The organism is Priestia megaterium (assembly GCF_009497655.1).
Taxonomy (GTDB): Bacteria; Bacillota; Bacilli; order Bacillales; family Bacillaceae_H; genus Priestia; species Priestia zanthoxyli.
This window is the reverse complement of record NZ_CP023317.1, coordinates 27,999-48,687: the sequence shown is the minus strand read 5'-3', so window position 1 is coordinate 48,687 and position 20,689 is coordinate 27,999. Positions and strand designations below refer to the sequence as shown.

27 protein-coding genes are annotated in these 20,689 nt (G+C 36.9%); 1 reads left to right on the top strand and 26 read right to left on the bottom strand.

The features are described from left to right. Positions 1-15 precede the first annotated feature (15 nt). The 12 genes from glmU to metG all read right to left on the bottom strand — a co-directional run bounded on the left by glmU (position 16) and on the right by metG (position 10,681). On the bottom strand, positions 16-1,395 hold the full coding sequence (gene glmU / locus CEQ83_RS00260) for a bifunctional UDP-N-acetylglucosamine diphosphorylase/glucosamine-1-phosphate N-acetyltransferase GlmU (protein WP_028412639.1): 1,380 nt from the start codon (positions 1,393-1,395) through the stop codon (positions 16-18). Positions 1,396-1,589: 194 nt separating this feature from the next. Then, positions 1,590-1,880, bottom strand: coding sequence for a septation regulator SpoVG (spoVG, locus tag CEQ83_RS00255; RefSeq protein ID WP_013054864.1), 291 nt, complete (start codon positions 1,878-1,880; stop codon positions 1,590-1,592). A gap of 155 nt (positions 1,881-2,035) precedes the next feature. Beyond that, the gene (locus CEQ83_RS00250; RefSeq protein WP_013054863.1) at positions 2,036-2,413 is read right to left on the bottom strand and encodes a RidA family protein; all 378 of its coding nucleotides are present in this window, start codon (positions 2,411-2,413) and stop codon (positions 2,036-2,038) included. Positions 2,414-2,434: 21 nt separating this feature from the next. Continuing rightward, the gene (gene purR / locus CEQ83_RS00245; protein WP_013054862.1) at positions 2,435-3,256 is read right to left on the bottom strand and encodes a pur operon repressor; all 822 of its coding nucleotides are present in this window, start codon (positions 3,254-3,256) and stop codon (positions 2,435-2,437) included. Between the two features lie 56 nt (positions 3,257-3,312). Further along, positions 3,313-4,182, bottom strand: a complete 870-nt coding sequence (ispE, locus tag CEQ83_RS00240; RefSeq protein ID WP_013054861.1) for a 4-(cytidine 5'-diphospho)-2-C-methyl-D-erythritol kinase — start codon at positions 4,180-4,182, stop codon at positions 3,313-3,315. Between the two features lie 193 nt (positions 4,183-4,375). After that, positions 4,376-4,546 (bottom strand): small, acid-soluble spore protein, alpha/beta type, encoded by a 171-nt coding sequence (locus CEQ83_RS00235; protein WP_016762700.1) that lies wholly within the window; start codon positions 4,544-4,546, stop codon positions 4,376-4,378. A 194-nt stretch (positions 4,547-4,740) separates the two neighbouring features. Further along, a complete protein-coding gene (gene veg, locus CEQ83_RS00230; RefSeq protein WP_013054859.1) occupies positions 4,741-4,974 on the bottom strand; it encodes a biofilm formation stimulator Veg in 234 nt (77 codons plus the stop codon). Positions 4,975-5,247: 273 nt separating this feature from the next. Next, the gene (gene yabG, locus CEQ83_RS00225) at positions 5,248-6,120 is read right to left on the bottom strand and encodes a sporulation peptidase YabG (RefSeq protein ID WP_028412638.1); all 873 of its coding nucleotides are present in this window, start codon (positions 6,118-6,120) and stop codon (positions 5,248-5,250) included. A gap of 77 nt (positions 6,121-6,197) precedes the next feature. After that, positions 6,198-7,076, bottom strand: a complete 879-nt coding sequence (gene rsmA, locus CEQ83_RS00220; RefSeq protein WP_028412637.1) for a 16S rRNA (adenine(1518)-N(6)/adenine(1519)-N(6))-dimethyltransferase RsmA — start codon at positions 7,074-7,076, stop codon at positions 6,198-6,200. After that, a complete protein-coding gene (rnmV, locus tag CEQ83_RS00215) occupies positions 7,070-7,633 on the bottom strand; it encodes a ribonuclease M5 (protein ID WP_028412636.1) in 564 nt (187 codons plus the stop codon). Before rnmV ends, rsmA begins: the two co-directional genes overlap by 7 nt. A 223-nt stretch (positions 7,634-7,856) precedes the next feature. Then, the gene (locus CEQ83_RS00210; RefSeq protein WP_028412635.1) at positions 7,857-8,627 is read right to left on the bottom strand and encodes a TatD family hydrolase; all 771 of its coding nucleotides are present in this window, start codon (positions 8,625-8,627) and stop codon (positions 7,857-7,859) included. 71 nt (positions 8,628-8,698) lie between these two features. Further along, positions 8,699-10,681, bottom strand: a complete 1,983-nt coding sequence (gene metG, locus CEQ83_RS00205; protein ID WP_028412634.1) for a methionine--tRNA ligase — start codon at positions 10,679-10,681, stop codon at positions 8,699-8,701. 566 nt (positions 10,682-11,247) lie between these two features. Here metG and CEQ83_RS00200 point away from each other — a divergent pair. Further along, positions 11,248-11,538: a transition state genes transcriptional regulator AbrB gene (locus CEQ83_RS00200; protein ID WP_170836841.1), complete on the top strand. Its 291-nt coding sequence runs from the start codon at positions 11,248-11,250 to the stop codon at positions 11,536-11,538. Positions 11,539-11,570: 32 nt separating this feature from the next. On the opposite strand, the gene rsmI is transcribed toward CEQ83_RS00200, so the two are convergent. The 14 genes from rsmI to CEQ83_RS00130 form a co-directional block, all read right to left on the bottom strand. After that, positions 11,571-12,443: a 16S rRNA (cytidine(1402)-2'-O)-methyltransferase gene (rsmI, locus tag CEQ83_RS00195; RefSeq protein WP_016762698.1), complete on the bottom strand. Its 873-nt coding sequence runs from the start codon at positions 12,441-12,443 to the stop codon at positions 11,571-11,573. Further along, positions 12,421-12,708 carry a GIY-YIG nuclease family protein gene (locus CEQ83_RS00190; protein ID WP_098113851.1) on the bottom strand — a complete coding sequence of 96 codons (288 nt, stop codon included), beginning with the start codon at positions 12,706-12,708 and terminating at the stop codon, positions 12,421-12,423. The genes rsmI and CEQ83_RS00190 overlap by 23 nt, the downstream gene beginning before the upstream one ends. Continuing rightward, on the bottom strand, positions 12,695-13,441 hold the full coding sequence (locus CEQ83_RS00185) for a tRNA1(Val) (adenine(37)-N6)-methyltransferase (protein ID WP_028412633.1): 747 nt from the start codon (positions 13,439-13,441) through the stop codon (positions 12,695-12,697). Before CEQ83_RS00185 ends, CEQ83_RS00190 begins: the two co-directional genes overlap by 14 nt. A 78-nt stretch (positions 13,442-13,519) precedes the next feature. Next, positions 13,520-13,885 (bottom strand): DNA replication initiation control protein YabA, encoded by a 366-nt coding sequence (gene yabA / locus CEQ83_RS00180; RefSeq protein ID WP_013054848.1) that lies wholly within the window; start codon positions 13,883-13,885, stop codon positions 13,520-13,522. A 14-nt stretch (positions 13,886-13,899) separates the two neighbouring features. After that, positions 13,900-14,727, bottom strand: a complete 828-nt coding sequence (locus tag CEQ83_RS00175) for a PSP1 domain-containing protein (RefSeq protein WP_013054847.1) — start codon at positions 14,725-14,727, stop codon at positions 13,900-13,902. Between the two features lie 4 nt (positions 14,728-14,731). Continuing rightward, the gene (holB, locus tag CEQ83_RS00170) at positions 14,732-15,724 is read right to left on the bottom strand and encodes a DNA polymerase III subunit delta' (protein WP_013054846.1); all 993 of its coding nucleotides are present in this window, start codon (positions 15,722-15,724) and stop codon (positions 14,732-14,734) included. 33 nt (positions 15,725-15,757) lie between these two features. Then, positions 15,758-16,087, bottom strand: coding sequence for a cyclic-di-AMP receptor (locus CEQ83_RS00165; RefSeq protein ID WP_013054845.1), 330 nt, complete (start codon positions 16,085-16,087; stop codon positions 15,758-15,760). A 63-nt stretch (positions 16,088-16,150) separates the two neighbouring features. After that, positions 16,151-16,777, bottom strand: a complete 627-nt coding sequence (tmk, locus tag CEQ83_RS00160; RefSeq protein WP_028412632.1) for a dTMP kinase — start codon at positions 16,775-16,777, stop codon at positions 16,151-16,153. 16 nt (positions 16,778-16,793) lie between these two features. After that, positions 16,794-18,218, bottom strand: coding sequence for an aminotransferase class I/II-fold pyridoxal phosphate-dependent enzyme (locus CEQ83_RS00155; protein ID WP_028412631.1), 1,425 nt, complete (start codon positions 18,216-18,218; stop codon positions 16,794-16,796). A 153-nt stretch (positions 18,219-18,371) separates the two neighbouring features. Beyond that, positions 18,372-18,554: a sigma factor G inhibitor Gin gene (locus tag CEQ83_RS00150; protein WP_013081329.1), complete on the bottom strand. Its 183-nt coding sequence runs from the start codon at positions 18,552-18,554 to the stop codon at positions 18,372-18,374. A gap of 564 nt (positions 18,555-19,118) precedes the next feature. Beyond that, the gene (locus CEQ83_RS00145; RefSeq protein WP_013081328.1) at positions 19,119-19,388 is read right to left on the bottom strand and encodes a pro-sigmaK processing inhibitor BofA family protein; all 270 of its coding nucleotides are present in this window, start codon (positions 19,386-19,388) and stop codon (positions 19,119-19,121) included. A gap of 116 nt (positions 19,389-19,504) precedes the next feature. Next, on the bottom strand, positions 19,505-19,729 hold the full coding sequence (locus CEQ83_RS00140) for a YaaL family protein (RefSeq protein ID WP_013054840.1): 225 nt from the start codon (positions 19,727-19,729) through the stop codon (positions 19,505-19,507). A 14-nt stretch (positions 19,730-19,743) separates the two neighbouring features. Continuing rightward, positions 19,744-20,340 (bottom strand): recombination mediator RecR, encoded by a 597-nt coding sequence (gene recR, locus CEQ83_RS00135; protein ID WP_014461944.1) that lies wholly within the window; start codon positions 20,338-20,340, stop codon positions 19,744-19,746. A 15-nt stretch (positions 20,341-20,355) separates the two neighbouring features. Further along, entirely contained in the window at positions 20,356-20,676 is a 321-nt protein-coding gene (locus tag CEQ83_RS00130; RefSeq protein WP_013081327.1) for a YbaB/EbfC family nucleoid-associated protein, read from the bottom strand. Between the last annotated feature and the right edge of the window lie 13 nt (positions 20,677-20,689).

The following is a 20,689-nucleotide window of genomic DNA, read 5'->3' as shown; positions in this document are numbered from 1 at the left end:
ATTGTGAAACCTCCGTCAGGATTTTTTATTAATATCAAGCTTTTCAGCATAGTTTTCTTTATTTACTTGTTTCGCACGAGCAATTGATAATGCTTTTCCTGGCACATTATCCGTTACGGTTGAACCAGCTGCAACATAGGCGCCTTCACCAATTGTTACAGGTGCAATTAAGTTTGAGTTACATCCTACGAATGCCCCATCTTCAATCTTTGTTAAAAATTTATTTTTCCCATCGTAGTTAACTGTAATAGATCCGCACCCTAAGTTTACACCTTTTCCGACCTCTGCGTCTCCAATATAACTTAAATGAGAAGCTTTGCTACCTTTGCCAAAAGATGCTTTTTTAATTTCTACAAAGTTTCCTACGCGCACTTCATCTCCAATTAATGATTGAGGACGAATATGTGCAAATGGGCCAATTGTGACTTCGTGACCAATTTCACTATCGTGAGCAACAGAATGGCGAATAGAAGTATTATTACCTATTTTGCAGTCTTTAATTTCACTGTTAGGTCCTACTTCACAGTTCTCTCCAATTACAACTGTTCCTTGAATAACCGTACCAGGATAAATAACCGTATCTCTGCCAATGACAGCATCTGCTGAAATGTACGTGTTAGAAGGATCCACAATCGTCACTCCATTTAACATATGCTGCTTGTTGATACGCTTTTTCATTGTTTCTTCTGCTTGAGACAGAGCAAATCGATCATTAACGCCCAATGTTTCAGCAAAATCGGATGTTTGATATGCAGAAATAATTTGACCTTCATTTTTTAGAATTTCGATAACATCAGGTAAATAGTACTCTCCCTGTACATTATCATTTGAAACTTTTGAAAGTGTCTCAAATAATTTCTCATTATCAAAACAGTACGTACCAGTATTAATTTCCTGTACAAGACGCTCTTGTTCTGTGGCATCTTTATGCTCAACAATCTTTTCAACAGAGCCTTGTTCATTTCGAATGATGCGTCCATATCCTGTTGGATCTTCTGCATGAGCCGTTAAAATAGTTGCCATTGCATTTGTTGCTTCATGATGCTTTAATAAAGATTCAATTGTTTCAGCTGTAATAAGCGGAGTATCTCCACATACAACAATTGTCGTACCTTTTTCATGTGCAAGTAAAGATTCTGCTTGCATTACTGCATGAGCTGTTCCTAACTGCTCTTCTTGTAAAGCAAATAAGCTTTTATCTCCAACATGTGATTTCACTTTTTCGGCACCGTGACCTACAACTGTAATTAAATTTGTTAAATCTAAGCGTGATAACTGATCAATTACGTGTTGCACCATCGGTTTGCCACACACAGGGTGTAACACTTTATATAAAGATGACTTCATACGTGTACCCTGACCAGCTGCCAATATGACTGCATATCTTTTTGACATAACAGGCCTCCAATTTTACCTTTTTATCCATTAAGAATATTATATCAAAAATGACAGCATTTCAAGGAATCATTTATAAGTCATGAATTTTATTTTTTGGTAATGCTAAAGTTTTACAAAGGTGTGAAATTATATAAGCGGTAATCAAAAAGAAAAGAGCCTACTTTTCAGTAGACTCTTAATGTATCATATGTTTACGAAGCACCCGCTTCTTCGAATTCAACTTCTACCTCACCTAAACGATGATATTCTGCTAAAACAGCATCTTGAATCTTTCCGCGAGTATTTGAATTGATTGGATGTGCAATATCACGGAACTCACCATCCGGTGTACGTTTACTTGGCATGGCTACAAATAAGCCATTATTACCATCAATCACACGAATATCATGAACAACAAATTCACCATCTAATGTGATTGAAGCAATCGCTCTCATACGTCCTTCAGTGTTCACGCGGCGTAATCTTACGTCAGTTACTTCCATCTTGTTCACCACCTTTTTCTATGCGAAGCTTTACATACTTAATTCCACAGAATTTTGTGTTTTCCTGCTATTCAGAAAAAATTTTTAGAAAATTTTCGCAAAAAAAGTGAACAATTGGAAGTTACTTGCTTTTTGTTAGAAATTTGTTAATTTAATTACCCTTTAACAAGCGCAATAACTTCAATTTCAACAAGTACATCTTTAGGTAGTCTCGCTACTTCTACACATGAACGTGCCGGCTTATGGTCGCCGAAGTAGTCACCATAGACTTCATTTAATGCTGCGAAGTCGTTCATATCTTTAATGAACACGGTTGCCTTTACAACTGTATTTAGAGAAGCTCCTGCTTCTTCAAGAACTGCTTTTAGATTTTCAAATACTTGAGTAGCTTGTACTTGAACATCGCCTTCGACCAACGTACCATCTGGACGAAGTGGAATTTGACCTGAACTGTAAAACAAGTTATTCACAACAATTCCCTGTGAATATGGACCAATAGCTTGCGGTGCATTTTTTGTTTGAACCTGTAACATATGTTCCTCTCCCTTACTTGATCAAATATATTTTAAGTAATTGCCTTCCTGTACACGAATTTGTTTATCTTTAATATTTACATCTGTTAATTGTACAAGAGACACATACTCATCCACTAAACGTTCTTCAATATCTTCTGATTCTACTAAAACTCCAATACCAGCAACAGTTGCATCAAACTCTTCAAGCAAACTAACCATTCCATTTACCGTACCGCCGGCTTTCATGAAGTCATCAATGATGAGTACATTTGACCCCACCGCTAAACTTCTCTTAGCTAACAGCATCGTTTGAATGCGCTTAGATGAACCTGACACGTAGTTAATACTAACGGTCGATCCTTCAGTTACTTTACTGTCTCTGCGCACAATAACAACGGGCACGTCTAAATACTGAGCAACCGCATACGCAATAGGAATACCTTTTGTTGCTACAGTCATCACCACATCGATTTTGCGGTTAGCAAAAAGCGATGCATACAAGCGACCGATTTTATTCACAACGCGGGGGTTCCCTAAAATATCAGTTAAATATAAATATCCACCTGGCAATAAACGCTCAGGTTTTTCAATCAACCCACATAATTCTTGAACAAGCTGACCGGCTTCTTCATTCGTCATCTTTGGAATGAATTTAACTCCGCCGGCAGCCCCTGGTAGCGTAACCAAAGTTCCGATACCCTGCTGTTCAAAAGTTTGTTTAATAATCGCCATATCTTCGCTAATAGATGATTTTGCGGAATCATATTTATCTGCAAAATACGTAAGAGGGATAAGGCGCTGAGGGTTTTGAATGAAATAGTTGGTCATATCAATTAATCGTCCACTACGTCGAAACTTCATAACATCCTCCTGAAAATCCGAATATTGTAATGTAAATATAACATTAACATACGGATTTATTCAAGCGTTATTCGTTCACCTAGTAACCTAACTGCATAAACTTTATCACAAAAGCCACGTAATCCATTATAAATGCGATGCATACGTGAATCATGCTGTACAAGTCCAAATACAGTTGGCCCACTGCCGCTCATGAGTACAGCATCGGCGCCAAAACGCTTTATTTGTTCTTTAATGAGAGCTACTTCCGGATGCATTTTCAGCGTTACTGCTTCCAATACATTTCCGACAAGGCTACACATTTGATCATAATTTCCTGATTGTATGGCGTGAACCATCTCATCTACTTTAGGATGATCCATTTCCTCAATTTTTAAGTTTCGATATACATCTGCTGTAGAAACACCTATTTCAGGCTTAGCCAAAATCACCCAGCAGCTTGGAGGTGCCTCAATATGCTCTACAATCTCTCCGCGCCCTGTAGCAAGAGCTGTCCCTCCGTACACGCAAAAAGATACGTCAGAGCCAATCTCAGCCCCTATTTCTGCAAGTGTGTCTAATGATAACCCTAATTCCCATAACGTATTTAAACCGCGTAATGTAGCAGCCGCGTCACTGCTGCCTCCAGCTAATCCAGCAGCTACTGGAATATGTTTATCAATTAATATATTTACACCTTTTGAAATGTTATAACGTCGCTTCAAAATCTGCGCTGCCTGATAAGCAAGATTTCGCTGGTCATCTGGAACAAAGCGATTATGAGAATAAATAACAATTCGTCCATCTTCACGATCAGAAAGTTCAATTCTGTCCGCTAAATCAATTGTTGTCATAATCATCTTAACTTCATGGTAACCATCTGGGCGTTTATGTAACACATCAAGTGACAAATTTATTTTAGCCGGTGCTTTCACCATTAATTTCAACTTACTTCACCTACTTCATCTTATCGAGTTTAACGCTATTTTATCATAAAATGAACAAGATATAGCTGTTCATTTAAACATCTTTGTTTAATCCTCTGTTTTATCTTTCATTTTGGGACAAAAAAACCGAAGCGGTTATACACTTCGGTTTTCCTCATTTCACTTTAAATAATCGCATAAGCATTGATTTTCACTATTGCCTTAGCTGCTGCTGTGCAAGCTCCACTGCTCGCTTCACCATATTGCCTGCGTCTTTTGCCCGAATAGCGCCCCAACCTTCTGCTTGTACAGTATCGTAAAAACCAAGTTCTTTAGCCAGTTCTTCTTTCAGCTTCGATGACATAATCCCTCTACGCCTTGACATTGTACATGGCTCCTTTACGTATAAAATGAAATTTCAACCTGAATCTCCTCGCTCTTTATACATGAAAATGCGAGGACGATATGTATAGTATGTATAAAAAATAATGTATATATAATTTGAAAAAAAGACCAATAAAAAAGCAGTAAACCAATGTCCACTGCTCATCACCACTTGCTATATTGCCTATGTCATTCTTAGAAAAATTTTAGTTGCACTGTTTCCGTTAACACATCTGCGTAACTATACGAAACGCGCTCCAAAGAGTTTTCCTCTTGATCTAATTCAACGATAAAAACAGATGGGTACGTTTCTGTTAATACACCTGAACGTTCTACTGTTTTTCTACGACCACCGTTTGCTTTTAAAGTTAATCGTTGGCCTAGGTGCAAATCCAGCGCTTGCTTAATATCAGACAAAGTTTTCGCCATATTGGTCCACCTCACTATGTATAGTGTAACACATGTTAGAAAAATAGTCAAAAACATAAAATTATAACAATCTATCTCTAATTGTGTCAATAAATAATTTTCAACATGAATCTACATTTCGCTGTTAGTATGCTCGTTTTTTAACGAAATATGTATATCTTTAGCAAATATTGAAAATGATTTTGTGAAATTCAGCGTATACTTTGGCTTCATACGAAAAAACAACTGGTTGCACATCATGCGTGTACATGCTGTAACCAGTTGTTTTTATTTCTACTCATCGCTTTCATAAGGCATGCCCGTGCGAAGCAGCCCTTTTGTTTCTACTCCTCCTAAACCTTTAGCACCCGTTAATGTATTACGTAAGACGTCCCATACATTAATACGATCCGTGAAAGGAGTAAAACTTAGTTTTGCTACTACATACACGGGGTCAAGCGCATGAATATTTACACGCGAAGGTGAACTAGCAAAGTTTGCTCCAGCTTGAATCAATAATTCAAAATGCGATTGACAGGCACCTGCAAAAATCACCAGCTGATCTAAATTACCAACTCTTTTTCTTGCTTCTTGGACTGTTCGAATATAGTGCTTGGAATGTCTATAAGCAAGAAGATCATCCTTATTTCCTTTTCCTTTGGAATAAGCATCATGCCCTGTCAGCACCAGAATATCAGGCCTTACATCCTCAATTAACTTTCCAACTTTCTCCGGCATCTCTGACTCTACGCAATGAACACCATAAACAGGAACACCAATTTTTTCGTAAACTAATAAACATTTACGTAAATAATTAGGGTCTCCGTCTACGTGCAGGACCTTTCCAGGAATTTGAAACAAGCGATGTGAATGGCTGTATCCATTAGTCATGCTATATTCAGTTTTCTCTCGAACGAGCCGATAATCCTGTTGAATAAGCTCCAAGGATCTTTCTAAAAGTTCTTCTTCTTGTTTTTTTCTTTGATCCTGTTCTTTAGCATCCACAACCTCTAAATCTGTACAAGGAGCGTCGGCAATCAACCGAACGTCTTCTCCTATTAAAGTCGCATATTTCCCCGCTTCGCTGTCATTAATAGCTATAACACGAAAAAGCAAATCTCTTTGATAAGAAGGTCGTGTAACTATATCACCAATTTTGATGTTCATATGCTTCACTCCGTCTTTGCTACTTCAAAAATAAATTCTCTTCATAGCCTATGACTTCATGATAAAAATGTGATGATTTAGCGAAATGATTTTAAAAGTTGGTCACTTAACGCTCCGAATTCTTGAATAGACAGCGTTTCGCCTCTTCTTTTCGGATCAATTTCAGCAGTTGCAAGTGCTTGCTCAATGTCCGCTTTTTTCTGTTTCCCATTTGGCAAGTTGTTCACTAGATTGTTTAAAATAGTTTTTCGGCGCTGTCCAAAACTTGCTCGTACAACTTGGAAGAAGAATGCTTCATCTTGTACTTCTACCGCTGGCTTCGGTCTTCTCAGCAGCCGAATAACAGCTGAATCTACATTAGGCTGCGGATTAAATACTGTTTTAGGCACAATCATAACCGTCTCAGCCTCTGTATAGTATTGAATCGCAATAGAAAGTGAACCGTACTCCTTTGTTCCCGGTTTAGCTGCTATACGGTCGGCAACTTCTTTTTGAAGCATAACAACGATTCCCCGTACCGGAATTTGCTCTTCTAATAATTTCATCAAAATGGGTGTCGTCACGTAATACGGTAAATTCGCAACGACCATTAAATCTTCTATGTTTTCGAATTCTTGTTCGAGCGTCTCTTTTAAATCCGCTTTTAACACATCTTGATGAATAACTTTTGCATTTGGGTAAGGAGAAAGAGTGTCGGCTAAAATCGGAAGCAGACGCTGGTCGATTTCAAATGCCAGTACTTTTTTTGCGCGCTTTGCTAGCTGTTCAGTTAACGCTCCGATACCGGGTCCAATTTCAATTGCTCCCGTTTCTTCTGTTATTTCTGCATGATCAACAATGCGATGTAAAATGTTCGTATCAATTAAAAAATTTTGTCCCAAACTCTTTTTAAATGTAAAACCGTATTTCTTTAAAATTTCCTTGGTTCGATTAGGCGTTGCAATATCTTTTAACACGATTCCTTTTCCTCCTTATTTATCTGCTCAACAGCTTTGATAAACTCCTCTTTTGAAATTTGGAACATCTGTAATCGTTTATGAAGCTGCTTTCCATTGGCATAGCCTATTTTTAATAACTTTCCTATTCTTTCACGTCGAGACTTGGCTTTACTATCTCCTACCAAACGAGCTACGATTAAATCCTCTTGAGAAATCTCCATATCTGCTTCTACCCACTCTTGCTTTACATCTTTTAGTGCTTTTTGAATAGACGCAATAGAAGCATGTTCAACTCCAATACCTTTGCCGTTTTTAGGGCGAGCCTCTTCTTTATCTAAAAATGCATGTTTACATCCTGGAACACGTTCTGAAACAATATTTCGAATTCGCTGTCCTGGATAATCTGGATCTGTAAAAATAATTACGCCTCTTGTTTTTTGAGCTAATTTTACTTTTTCAATGGTTTCTTCATTTACAGCTGATCCATTTGTCTCGATAGTATCCGCATCCACTGCACGTTTAATCGCTACGGTATCGTCCCGACCTTCTACTACAATAATTTCTTTAATCTTCATTTCTTCCTCCAAAACATTCAGTTTTGTTCATTTGCTTTTCAGTAAAAATGAAATGCTCGTTACTCACATCATTTTTCTTCTATGAAATCAACGTTTTATCTTATTATCAACTAAATTAAAAAGCATCTATCTGTTATTTTAACTGAAAAAGGCAGAGGATAACATTCTCCTCTGCGCCTATCTTTACTTTAACACGAAAATGATTGTTATATGAGAAAAAGTTTTAATCATTAATGCCAAATAGCTTTTTAGCGTTAGCTGTTGTAATATCAGCCAACTCTTCATACGTTATGCCTTTTAACTCTGCAATTTGCTCCGCTACGTATGACACATAACCAGGTTCATTGCGCTTGCCGCGGAATGGATGAGGAGTTAGATAAGGACAGTCTGTTTCAATTAATAGTTTATCTAAAGGAAGTTCTGCAGCAACTTCTTTTGGTTTTTTTGCATTTTTAAAAGTAACAGGTCCACCAAAAGAAATATACATATTCATATCCATACACTGCTTCGCTACTTCAATACTGCCCGTGAAGCAATGCATAATCCCGCCTACTTCCTCTACGTGCTCTTCTTTTAAAATGGTTACCACGTCTTCGGTGGCATCACGATTATGAATAATGATAGGTAAATTCACTTTGCGCGCTAAGCGAATTTGACGGCGAAATACGTCCTTTTGAACCTCTTTAGGTGATTTATCCCAATGATAGTCTAATCCCATCTCTCCTAAAGCCACAACTTTCGGATGCTGAGCTAACTCTTCAATCCAAGCTAAATGCTCATCCGTCATATCAATTGCATCTACTGGATGCCAGCCTACACTAGCATAGATAAAGTCGTACGTTTCAGCTATTTGAATAGCTTTTTTAATGGTAGGTTCATCAAATCCAACAACCACCATGTTTTGAACACCTTTTTCTAACGCGCGATTAATTACTTCTTGCAAATCGTCTTCATACTGTTCTGCGTTTAAATGAACATGTGTATCAAATAACATCTAATCGATCCTTTCCATGAATAAAAGGGGGTCCTCGCATGTTACACGTGAAACACCCCTTTTAACTATACTTATTTTATCTTCGTGCCGTTTGCTAAGTTTTGATCTACGCTTGCTAGTGAAAGACCATTCTCATCTTCACCGGCTAAAATCATTCCTTGTGATAGTTCGCCGCGCAATTTTACAGGTTTTAAGTTGGTTACACAAATTACTTTGCGACCTACTAATTCTTCAGGCTTATAAAACTTGGCAATACCTGATACAACTTGGCGTTTTTCATAGCCAAGATCAAGCTGCAGCTTTAATAGTTTATCTGCCTTCTTAACTGGTTCTACTTGCGTAACTTGCGCTACACGAAGCTCTACTTTCATGAAATCATCAATCGTAATCTCTTCAGAAGGCTCTTCCTTCACAACAGGTTTTTCTTCCTTCGGAGCACTTCCTTGCATCTGCTCTTTAATAAACGCTACCTCTTCTTCTCGATCTAGACGAGGGAACATTGGCTCACCTTTTTCTACTTTTGTGCCTTCTTTAAGCATATTAAAGCGCGTCGTGCTTTCCCACGTTTTTAACACATCTTCTTTTACACCGATCTGAGCAAAAATTTTCTCAGGTGTACGTGTTAAGAACGGCTGTAGTAATACCGCAATGTGACGAATTGATTCAGCTAGATGTGTCATAACGGAAGCAAGTTCTGCACGCTTATTCTCATCTTTTGCTAACGCCCAAGGCTGCGTTTCATCAATGTATTTATTCGTGCGGCTTACATATTGCCAGATAGAAGCAAGAGCCACTGAAAACTCCATATCCTCCATCGCTTCTTCATATTTATTCACTGTATCTTTTTGAGCTTGTACGATAAGTGCATCAAACTCGGTTACATTTCCTTCATAAGTCGGAATAACACCATCAAAATACTTATTAATCATCGCCACTGTACGGTTAACTAGGTTGCCAAGGTCATTTGCTAAGTCAAAGTTAATACGTTCAACAAACGCTTCTGGTGTGAATACACCGTCTGAACCGAATGGAACTTCACGAAGCAAGTAGTAACGAAGGGCATCTAACCCATAGCGGTCAATCAATGTCACTGGGTCTACTACATTCCCTTTTGACTTCGACATCTTTCCATCTTTCATTAATAACCAGCCGTGAGCAAATACTTTCTTAGGAAGTGGCAAATCAAGTGCCATCAACATGATTGGCCAATAAATGGTATGGAAACGTACGATTTCTTTTCCTACTAAATGTACGTTAGCCGGCCAGTATTTTCGATAGTTTTCATCATTTTCAGTATCATACCCAAGAGAGGTGATATAGTTAGAAAGCGCATCAATCCATACGTAAATAACGTGTTTTGGGTTACCTGGAACTTTTACCCCCCAATCAAACGTCGTACGAGAAACAGCTAAGTCTTCAAGACCCGGCTTAATAAAATTATTGATCATTTCGTTTTTACGAGACTCCGGTTGAATAAATGAAGGGTTCTCTTCATAAAAAGCTAGTAAACGATCTACGTATTTCCCCATTTTAAAGAAATAGGACTCTTCTCGAACGAGCTCTACAGGGTGTCCGCTATCCGGGCTTTTCCCACCTACAACTTTTCCATTTTCAACGATTGGATCTACTAGTTGATGCTCTGTATAGTACGTCTCATCGGGAACTGAATACCAACCTTCATACTCATCAAGATAAATATCACCCTGTTCTAAAAGGCGCGCGAAAATCTTTTCCACGATTTCTTTATGTCTTGGTTCTGTTGTACGGATAAAATCGTCATACGAAATATCCATCTTATCCCACAGCTCTTTGATTCCAGAGACAATATCATCTACGTATTGCTGAGGTGTCACGTTTTTCTCTTCTGCTTTTCGCTGAATTTTTTGACCATGTTCATCCGTACCTGTTAAATAACGTACGTCAAACCCTCTCAAACGTTTATAACGAGCCATTGCATCTCCCGCTACCGTCGTGTATGCGTGCCCTATATGTAATTTACCACTCGGATAATAAATCGGCGTAGTAATGTAAAATGTATTATTTCCATCTGCCATGTTCATAACCTCCAACATTCCATTTCAACATTTTGATTTATATGGATGTAATCATATAAACCCTGTCTTCTTATTCTACTATCTATCATACTATTTTACATGATAATTTCAAAACATTCTCTTCCTATATACACGGGAATATGACGGATTCACTTCATTTTTAAATAATCGTTATTTTCCCAAAAAATAATCCTGTTAATTGTATCAGCTTCGCCCTATTTTTATAAAAAATATACCCCCATTCAAAAAGTCACTTTGATAAAAACGACAAATAGGTCTAATTTTGTCGTTTTATGTCGAATTATATTTACCCTATCTTCAAAATAGTTAATATCAAGCTATTTAGGCGATTAATCTTTTTTCCAATGAAACCCCTTGTCATTCCTTGACTGACGGTCACAATTAGCTTCTAAACGAGTCGGGGAAAAAATTTTTTCCCAGCTACATTTTTTTACATATAAAATGATTGACTAGTTTTGGAAACGCTGGTATTATGAAAGTACGTTGAAATTGTCGAATAATGACGAAAGTAATAACATAGAAAAATGATCATTGAGAGGAGAACGATTAACATGAAATCTACAGGTATTGTTCGTAAAGTTGATGAATTAGGACGCGTAGTAATTCCAATTGAATTACGTCGTACATTAGGAATTGCAGAGAAAGATGCTCTAGAAATCTATGTAGATGAAGAGCGCATCATCTTAAAAAAATATAAACCAAACATGACTTGCCAAGTAACAGGTGAAGTATCTGATGATAACATTCAACTTGCTAGCGGCAAATTAATTCTAAGCCGTGAAGGTGCAGAACAAATCATGAAAGAACTTCAAGATTCTTTACAAGCTTCTAAATAAAACGAAAAGCTGTCTATGATAGACAGCTTTTTTTAATGTACGTGATATTCACTATAAATGTCTCGTTTTGATACATCTCGGTCTTTTGCCACTTGCTTAATCGCTTCTTTGTTTGAAAGTCCTTCTTCTACATAGTGATCAACGTGCTCGATAATGGTGAGCTGTTCCCACCATAGATTACTTTCATCTGGCGCTTCTTCATTTGTCCCTTCAAGAATTAAGCAGAATTCCCCTCTAATATCTGTGGCATTTGTCCATTCAATTGCTTCTAATACGCTTCCTCTTAAAAATTCTTCATAGCGTTTGGTTAACTCTCTACATAACACAATAGATCGGTTCCCTAAAATTTCTTCTATACTCTTTAGCGTTTCTTTTAATCGATGAGGGGCTTCATAAAATATCATGCTTTCTTTAATATACTGAAGCTCTTGAAGCTGTTCTTTACGCTGTTTTTTATTTCTGTTTAAAAATCCATAGAAATAAAACTGCCCTGTAGGTAGACCAGAAGCAATTAAAGCTGTTAATGCTGCGTTAGGCCCCGGCAGCGGAACAACCGTATATCCTTCTTTAACGGCAGCTACCACTAACTCATAACCAGGATCTGAAATACAGGGCATACCCGCGTCGCTTACTAAAGCAATATTTTTTTCACTGTCCAAGTCGCTTAACAGCTGTTCACTTTTTGTATGTTTATTATGTTCATGATAACTTGTAATAGGCGTATCGATTTCAAAGTGGTTACATAGTTTTTTCGTTTGTCTCGTATCTTCTGCGGCAATATAATCAACTTCTTTTAAAATTCGAATCGCACGAAATGTCATATCCTCTAAGTTTCCAATAGGAGTGGGAACTAAATATAAAACGCCTCGTTCATTCGATACATCATAACTTTTTTGTGATTTCATTCTGCTTTTCTTGCTCCCTTCGAATGTAAGCCTGTTTTTGCATTCTGCTTAACTGTTTGAACCAATACTCTTTTTGCATAGCTTCTGTTTTAGAAGTAAACACCTCATGCCAAATTAATGAAACAGGCCTTCTTGCTCTCGTATATTTTGCCCCTTTCCCTTCATTATGGACAGAAATACGTTTTTGCAAATTATTCGTGTAACCAGCGTAATACGTACAGTCCTTGCATTCAACTACATAAAAATAATGATTATTCTGTTCCATATAAAATCCTTTTTAATTCGTCCGTGTATTCATCATTATCTTGGTAGACCACCAGCGGAGGAAGAATCTTTAAATCTGGACTTCCATCCTTCGTACCTTCAATTAAAAGTGTATTTGCTTCTTTCCCATCTTTAGGATAGACAAACTGAAGTCTCTTTGGCTCTAAACGGTATTGCCTCATTAACGTAACGATATCTAATAGTCTCCCTGGACGGTGAACCAATGCTACTTTTCCGCCTTGCTTAACTAGTTGACTACTGGCTCTAATCACATCTTCCAACGAACAATGAATTTCGTGGCGAGCGATTGCAAAGTGTTCGTTTTCATTTATTTCTTCTTTATTGGATGTGGTGAAATAAGGAGGATTACATGTTACAACATCATATTTTCCATAACCCAGTTCTTGAGGTGCATTTTTTAAATCACCATGTATCATTTTAATCTGCCCATCCAGCTGATTATACGCAATACTTCTTTGTGCCATACTATGTAGCCGCTCTTGAATTTCTACACCAATGATTTTTCCCTTTGTTCGTTTAGATAAAAACAGTGGGATTACACCGTTTCCTGAACATAAATCAACCAAGTTGCCTTTACGAATTGGGACATAAGCAAAGTGAGATAAAAGCACAGCATCCAATGAAAAGGAAAAGACAGATGGACTTTGAATAATGCGCATTTCCTCATCGGCTAATAGATAATCTAAACGTTCATCTCCATATAACTCAACCATAATCGTTCTTCTCCTTGTACATCTATTATTTACATCTTTTACTCATAAAAAGAACCTCTCCAAAAGGGAGAGGTGTTGTTACTTTTTATTTAAAAATGACAAGCAAAACAAACAGTCTCCATCTTTACGCACACTTCCATAATGAATGTTACAAATATGAAAACCCTCTTGGTAAAGGCGAGCCAAATTGTCATATCCTTCTCCGATATCAATTTGTTTTTGCTCTTTTGTTTGAGCGCTTGCTTTTGAATGTCTATTTTTCAGCTTCGTTTCGAAGTTTGTCTGGTCAAGGCGACGGCGCAAATGATCATTTTCTATTTGCAGATGATGATTTTCTTCAATTAGCTCAGCAAGATGCTCTTTCAACTCACCTAACTGCTTATATAAATGACCAATTTGTTCCTCCATGTTTGTCACCGAATCAAAAATCTCTTTTTTATCCACCTTTGCCCACCTCGTTAATCTGTGGCTTGAAACGAAACAGCACCTTCATTATTGATCTCATCCAGAGTATACTCTAAAATTTGTTCGTGATCTGACAGTTCCACTTGAATAATTCTTTCCAAAATATTCAAACCTACTACACGTCCTGAACCATCTGAAGTTTTAATTGTTGAGCCTATATCAGGAAGCTGTTCTTTTGCCGTTTCATACTCATCATTTTCATATTTTAAACAACACATCAAACGTCCGCATAAACCAGAAATTTTCGTTGGATTAAGCGATAGGTTTTGGTCTTTGGCCATCTTAATAGAAACCGGCTCAAAATCACCTAAAAACGTTGAGCAACATAGCATACGTCCACAAGGACCTATCCCACCCAACAGTTTTGCCTCGTCTCGTACACCAATTTGACGAAGCTCAATTCGCGTACGGAAAATAGCAGCTAAATCTTTAACTAGCTCTCTAAAATCAATACGGCCGTCTGCTGTAAAATAAAAAATGACTTTATTACGATCAAACGTATATTCTACATCTACTAACTTCATATCTAAATCGTGTGATTGAATTTTTTGCACGCATACGTCATACGCTTCTCTAGCAGCTTGTTTATTTTCATCCACAATCAGCCTGTCTTTTTGTTCAGCAATGCGGATTACTTTTTTCAAAGGAAGCACGACATCATGTTCACTTACTTGCTTTTTGTTAATAACCACTCTGCCAAATTCAACACCACGAACTGTTTCTACAATAACAAACTCACCATCTGGAATTGTAAGTTCTCCAGGGTCAAAATAATATATTTTTCCCGCTTTTTTAAAGCGAACGCCTACTACATCATACAAGCTTTTATCCCTCCTGCAAATCCAACACCAGCTGTTCCATTAATAACTGTAGATTCATATTTGAATTTAATTTATTTTTGGCCTTCAAGATAACCTCTAAGCGATAAATCGCTTTTTCCTGCGTTGTCTGAAGAGCTTGCTGTTTTAATTCTTCTATTTTATGACGATAGACGATTTTAGACTCTTGTCCAACTTGCAGCGTCAACAAATCACGGTAAAGAAGCATCAATAAAGTTAAACCAATATGAGCTTGTTCTTTTTCTTTAAAATGTGTTACCCACTTTTCATGAATAAAAAGAAGAGCTTGTTGAGGTCTCGTTGTTAACACTTCATATAATTGTATCACTAACTTTATTGCAAGTCCAAACCATTCATCTTTACTTAATTCAATTGCTTCATCAATGCTGTTTGTTAAATTAGACAAGATGGACGCATCTACTGCGGAAAGGCCATTTTCTACTAGTTTTTCAGCTAACTGTTCTGGTGTAAGAGATCGAAATGATATTACTTGGCAACGTGAGATAATCGTATCTAATAAGCGCTGTATATTTTCTGTTAATAAAATTGCATAAGTTCCGTTGCCAGGCTCTTCTAAAAATTTCAGTAAACTATTTGCTGCGCTTACTGTCATTTTATCAACATGATTCACAATATATAACTTTTTATTAGATTCAACACCGGTTTTTGTGAATTCTGATTGCAAGAATTGAATTTGCTCTTTTTTAATCGATAAACCAGCTGGCTCAATCAAGTGAATATCTGGATGATTACCTGAATCAATTCGCCGGCAGTTACTGCACTCATGGCATGGCCTATGATTAACTGGATTTTGGCAAAACAGTGCTTTAGCAAACAAAAAACTAATTTGTTTTTTACCTGTTCCTTTGCTTCCTTCAAATAAATAAGCATGAGCAACTCGCTCTTTAAGTAAGCTGTTTTGCAAAATCTTTAATACGTTCGGCTGAAGAGCTTCAAGCTGTTCCCATGTATTTCCCATTCAATCATCACTTTCTATTTAAAATCTTCTCTCTTAAAATTGATGAAATTGATCTACTGGTAGTACGAATACTGTAGCTCCGCCCACTTCAACTTCAACAGGATACGGAATGTATGAATCTGCATTACCACCCATCGGTGCCACAGGAGAAATCATCTGTCTGCGGTTTTCACATTGGCCCTTAATAATATCAAGTACTTCATCTACTTTATGATCATCTGTACCAATCATAATTGTTGTATTCCCTGATTTTAAAAATCCGCCCGTACTTGATAATTTGGTTGAACGAAATCCTCTTTCTACAAGTGCATTTAAAAGCTTTGAGCTATCTGAATCTTGAATAACGGCCATTACTAATTTCATGAATAACACCTCATTTTACTTTATTGTTAAGAATAGTATAGCAAGAATAACAATCATCTGTATTTATTTTAAAATCAATTGTATCTGTTTATAAGCTTCTTCACAGACCTTTTCAATGGATTGATTTGCATCAATTCGGCGAATACGCTCTGGAAATTGACTCAAAAGAGATAGATATCCATCTCGTACTTTGTAATGAAAGTCTAAGGATTCTAAATCTAATCGATTAATCTCATCTTTTCGACCTTTATTAATTCTTTCTAATCCTACCTCAGGCTCAATATCAAAATATAAAGTGGCCTGTGGCATCGTTTGCTCAATAGCAAATTGATTGATAGCAAAAATATCTTCTACACCTATCCCCCGCGCATTTCCTTGATAAGCAAGTGAGCTATCAATAAAACGGTCACATAATACTATATTCCCTTTATTTAGCTCAGGAATCACTTTTTCTACAAGATGTTGTCTCCTAGCCGCAGCGTAAAGAAGTGCTTCTGTTCTGGCATCCATTTCCGTGTTAGATGGATTTAAGATGATTTCACGAATTTGTTCAGCAATTCGTATGCCTCCAGGCTCTCTTGTTAATACAATGTTATAGCCATCTTGTATTAATTTTTGTTGAACCATATGGATGATGGTCGTCTTACCAGCACCCTCTGGCCCTTCGAATGTAATAAACGTTCCTGACATGTATAAATTCCTTTCTCTATTTAAATACTTCTATCTTTCCTTCTTCCATACAAGAGCCGCCTTGAATATGACCATTTAACCTTTGAATATGCAAAATATAGTCAATATGATTGCTCGTAATCGTTTCTCCCTCCATTAAAATAGGAATTCCAGGAGGATATGGAATAATAGATTGTGCGCTTACACACCCAATCGCTTCTTCAAACGAACACATATGCTTTGTCCTTAATTTTCTTTCTTCCATAGACAGGAGAACCGTTGCCCTTGAAAAACGAAATGGTTTGATTAGTGGTTTTTCATACGACTTACGCTGTATATTTGCTACTGCTTGTCTAACCCGCTTAATTGTATCATTAAAGTCCCAACTGCTGCTTAACGGTAGAACAAACAATACATAGTTAACGTCAGCTAGTTCTGTATAAATATCTTGTTTTTCCAGTTCCTTTTGCAAATCATATCCTGTTGCCGCCGAACAAGTCAATGTCATTTTCAAAAGGTCGGTAGCAGTTTGATCTGTTTCCACATTAATAGTTGAAAGTGTATCAATCTTATTAATCTTTTCAACAAACGAATGAATATTGTCAGTCATTCTATCGATATCATGCTGTGTAAACTGCTGCAGATAATACCGTGCCAAATCGAGAGAAGCCATAATAGGGTATGAAGGACTGCTTGACTGAAGTACTTGTAGGTAATGGCGCACCGCTTGCTTATTCACTAATGTTCCCTGCATATGTAAATAAGAACCCATTGTCATAGCTGGTAGCGTTTTATGTGCTGACTGAACGACAAGGTCAGCTCCATACGTAACAGCTGACGACGGAAAAGGATTGCCTAAAATAAAATGGGCTCCATGAGCTTCATCAATAACTATAGGAATATTGTAGCTATGAATAAAGTCAATGGTCTCCTTTAAATCTCGTGCCACCCCGTAGTAAGTAGGATTTGTTAATACAAATGCTTTTATATCCTCAGAACGCTCTAAAGCCGCTTTAATTGTTTTAATGGATACACCTGTACTAAGATGTGTTTTTGAATCTATTTCAGGAGCTAAAAAAATAGGTGATGCCTTTGATAAAGTAATAGCATTAAAAATAGATTTATGAGAATCTCTTTGAACAGCAATTTTATCTCCTTCTTGACAAAGAGATAAAATTGCTGAGAGGTTGCCTACAGTAGAACCATTAACTAAAAAAAAGCTTTCATCTACTCCATACAACTTTGCCGTTAACTCTTGTGCTTCTTTAATAACAGATTCTGCTTCATGTAAATCATCTAATCCGCTAATTTCCGTTAGATCGTATTGCAAAAAATCTGCGTAAGAAGACTGAATATGTGAAGGTAGAATTTGACCATTTTTATGGCCGGGCACGTGGTAAGAGAGTGACCTCTTTTCGCTATGCCTTACTAAACGGTTATATAAAGGTAAATATGTATCCATACATCCATTCCTTACTTTTTGTAAATATAACATTGTTAACTTGATAAAAGAATATGTAAGCATTTTTCCTATCAAAATTCATTTTTCTTTCATTATAACAAACTTAGATGATTTTTTTGAGCCATATAAAGAAGCCCTTATAAAAAAGGGCTTTTAGTAAGAAAACGCTCCTGATATTCTCTTTAATTGATTTACTAACAATTGATAACGAAAATGAGATGAATCCACCTCTACAATCTCTACCTCGCAGTGTTGGCATATAAAGCTGGAAAACACCTCAATACCCTTTGTATGCTGTTCATGACAAACGGAACATGTTTTAATTTGTTTTTCCATTACTCTCCACCTCCACTAAATAAGTATCGACAAGATGTAACTTCTTTATGCAGTTCATTTACCCCATTTTATGTAGATAGCTTATACTTTGTGAATAATAAAAAAAGACTAGCTATTTTAGCTAGTCTTTTTTCAAGTGCCTGGCAACGTCCTACTCTCACAGGGACAAAGTCCCAACTACCATTGGCGCTAAAGAGCTTAACTTCCGTGTTCGCTTGCATGTATTAGGCACGCCGCCAGCGTTCATCCTGAGCCAGGATCAAACTCTCCGAAGAAATGTTTGACTTGCTCGTTTAAAAAAATAAAAATTAACGTTGACGTTTACTATTTCGTTCAGTTTTCAAAGAACTCTTGTCTCAAGGCGACTTTCTTATCTTACCACCTTAAGAATAACTTGTCAACAACTTTTTTCTTTAAGTTATTTTTGAGTTATTTTTCGTTACTGTCTTAGCGACGTATATAAATATAACATCTGATAACTTGCTGGTCAACAACTTTTTCAAAAAAAATAAAAGTTTTCTCGAAAAGATTCCAGAAAACTTTTATTTTGGATATTCTTCCAAATTATAATATGAAATTATTAATAACAAGTAGGGCAGCTATTCCTGGAATACCTAAAATAGCTGAAACAATAGCTGTGGGGAAATTAATAGGAATATGAATACCGAACTGTACGCCAAAGATGTTAATAAAGAAAAGCAGCAAAACGCCAATAATAAGCTTAATCGATAAATTTCCAATGACTCGAAGCATTTTTTCAACACCACCTGTTACTAAGAGTAGAATGATTAGCCCTATTAAAAAAGACACAACTACAATAGGATGATTTAGCATGTTGCCTCCTTCTTAAAGCAGATAAGTTACCTTATATATATGTCCAAGCATTCAAAAAAAGCACTATTTCACGGAAGGAAATCCTTATTTTATAAAGACAACAAAACAGGATGCCTCTATGACATCCTGTTAATTGAAATATTTCGATGTTTGGCTTCTTTTAATAGAAAAAGATACTTCATTTTGGCTAATCGAATATCTACCATTACCTCTTCTGAAGGATCTACACTTCTTTCTACCATTGAAGTTTTGTGACTCCATTCCTGCTTTACTTGCATAAAAGTCTTCACAAATTCATCATCGTACTCTTTGCGTAGCCAACCTTTTCGTTTAAAAAACATATGCAAGTACCTCGTTATACTTCTCTTCTACCTTCTAGGGCTTTAGATAATGTTACTTCGTCCGCGTACTCAAGGTCTCCTCCGACGGGTAACCCATGAGCAATTCTAGTAATTTTAATTCCTGTCGGCTTTAAGAGCCTAGAGATATACATAGCCGTAGCTTCGCCCTCTATATTCGGGTTAGTAGCTAAAATCACTTCTTGAATCTCATCATCTTGAAGTCTTTTTAATAACTCTGGTACTTTGATATCTTCAGGCCCTATTCCTTCCATAGGTGAAATTGCGCCATGCAGGACATGATACAAGCCGTTATATTCTTTCATTTTCTCCATTGCAATGACATCTTTAGGGTCTTGCACGACACACACCACACTGCGCTCTCTACGCTGATCTTGACAAATGTAGCAAGGATCTTGATCTGTGATATGCCCACAAACTGAACAATAGGTTAAATTTCGCTTCGCATTAACTAATGCTTTTGCAAAATCTAATACCGTATCTTCTTTCATAGATAAAACAAAGAACGCTAAGCGAACAGCTGTTTTTGGACCAATGCCGGGTAACTTCATAAAACTATCTATAAGCTTTGATATTGGTTCTGGATAATGCACGTGGCAACCACCTTATTAAAGTCCTGGAATATTTAAACCTTTTGTAAATTGACCCATTGTGTTATTTGTTAAATCGTCCATTTGTTTTAATGCGTCATTTGTTGCTGCTAGTACTAAATCTTGTAGCATTTCAATATCTTCAGGATCTACTACATCCTCTTTAATATTTACATCAATTACTTGTTTCTGACCGTTAACCACAACTGTTACCATTCCACCGCCAGCTGTACCTTCAACAGTTTTTTCAGCTAACTCTTCCTGCGCTTTTTGCATATCTTTTTGCATTTTTTGCATTTGTTTCATCATTTTTTGCATATTGCCCATGCCTTTCATCATATGAACATTCCTC

Excerpts from the sequence above, each read along its gene's own strand:
- spoVG (WP_013054864.1), bottom strand. The coding sequence starts at position 1,880 with ATGGAAGTAACTGACGTAAGATTACGCCGCGTGAACACTGAAGGACGT.
- tmk (WP_028412632.1), bottom strand. The coding sequence starts at position 16,777 with ATGTCAGGAACGTTTATTACATTCGAAGGGCCAGAGGGTGCTGGTAAG.
- yabG (WP_028412638.1), bottom strand. The coding sequence starts at position 6,120 with ATGAACATCAAAATTGGTGATATAGTTACACGACCTTCTTATCAAAGA.
- CEQ83_RS00145 (WP_013081328.1), bottom strand. The coding sequence starts at position 19,388 with ATGCTAAATCATCCTATTGTAGTTGTGTCTTTTTTAATAGGGCTAATC.
- CEQ83_RS00190 (WP_098113851.1), bottom strand. The coding sequence starts at position 12,708 with ATGGAACAGAATAATCATTATTTTTATGTAGTTGAATGCAAGGACTGT.
- CEQ83_RS00155 (WP_028412631.1), bottom strand. The coding sequence starts at position 18,218 with ATGGATACATATTTACCTTTATATAACCGTTTAGTAAGGCATAGCGAA.
- CEQ83_RS00210 (WP_028412635.1), bottom strand. The coding sequence starts at position 8,627 with ATGTTATTTGATACACATGTTCATTTAAACGCAGAACAGTATGAAGAC.
- rsmI (WP_016762698.1), bottom strand. The coding sequence starts at position 12,443 with ATGAAATCACAAAAAAGTTATGATGTATCGAATGAACGAGGCGTTTTA.
- purR (WP_013054862.1), bottom strand. The coding sequence starts at position 3,256 with ATGAAGTTTCGACGTAGTGGACGATTAATTGATATGACCAACTATTTC.
- CEQ83_RS00185 (WP_028412633.1), bottom strand. The coding sequence starts at position 13,441 with ATGGTTGAGTTATATGGAGATGAACGTTTAGATTATCTATTAGCCGAT.
- veg (WP_013054859.1), bottom strand. The coding sequence starts at position 4,974 with ATGGCGAAAACTTTGTCTGATATTAAGCAAGCGCTGGATTTGCACCTA.
- CEQ83_RS00165 (WP_013054845.1), bottom strand. The coding sequence starts at position 16,087 with ATGAAATTAGTAATGGCCGTTATTCAAGATTCAGATAGCTCAAAGCTT.
- CEQ83_RS00130 (WP_013081327.1), bottom strand. The coding sequence starts at position 20,676 with ATGATGAAAGGCATGGGCAATATGCAAAAAATGATGAAACAAATGCAA.
- CEQ83_RS00150 (WP_013081329.1), bottom strand. The coding sequence starts at position 18,554 with ATGGAAAAACAAATTAAAACATGTTCCGTTTGTCATGAACAGCATACA.
- rnmV (WP_028412636.1), bottom strand. The coding sequence starts at position 7,633 with ATGAAGATTAAAGAAATTATTGTAGTAGAAGGTCGGGACGATACCGTA.
- CEQ83_RS00250 (WP_013054863.1), bottom strand. The coding sequence starts at position 2,413 with ATGTTACAGGTTCAAACAAAAAATGCACCGCAAGCTATTGGTCCATAT.
- CEQ83_RS00235 (WP_016762700.1), bottom strand. The coding sequence starts at position 4,546 with ATGTCAAGGCGTAGAGGGATTATGTCATCGAAGCTGAAAGAAGAACTG.
- holB (WP_013054846.1), bottom strand. The coding sequence starts at position 15,724 with ATGGGAAATACATGGGAACAGCTTGAAGCTCTTCAGCCGAACGTATTA.
- glmU (WP_028412639.1), bottom strand. The coding sequence starts at position 1,395 with ATGTCAAAAAGATATGCAGTCATATTGGCAGCTGGTCAGGGTACACGT.
- metG (WP_028412634.1), bottom strand. The coding sequence starts at position 10,681 with ATGGCAGATGGAAATAATACATTTTACATTACTACGCCGATTTATTAT.
- CEQ83_RS00140 (WP_013054840.1), bottom strand. The coding sequence starts at position 19,729 with ATGTTTTTTAAACGAAAAGGTTGGCTACGCAAAGAGTACGATGATGAA.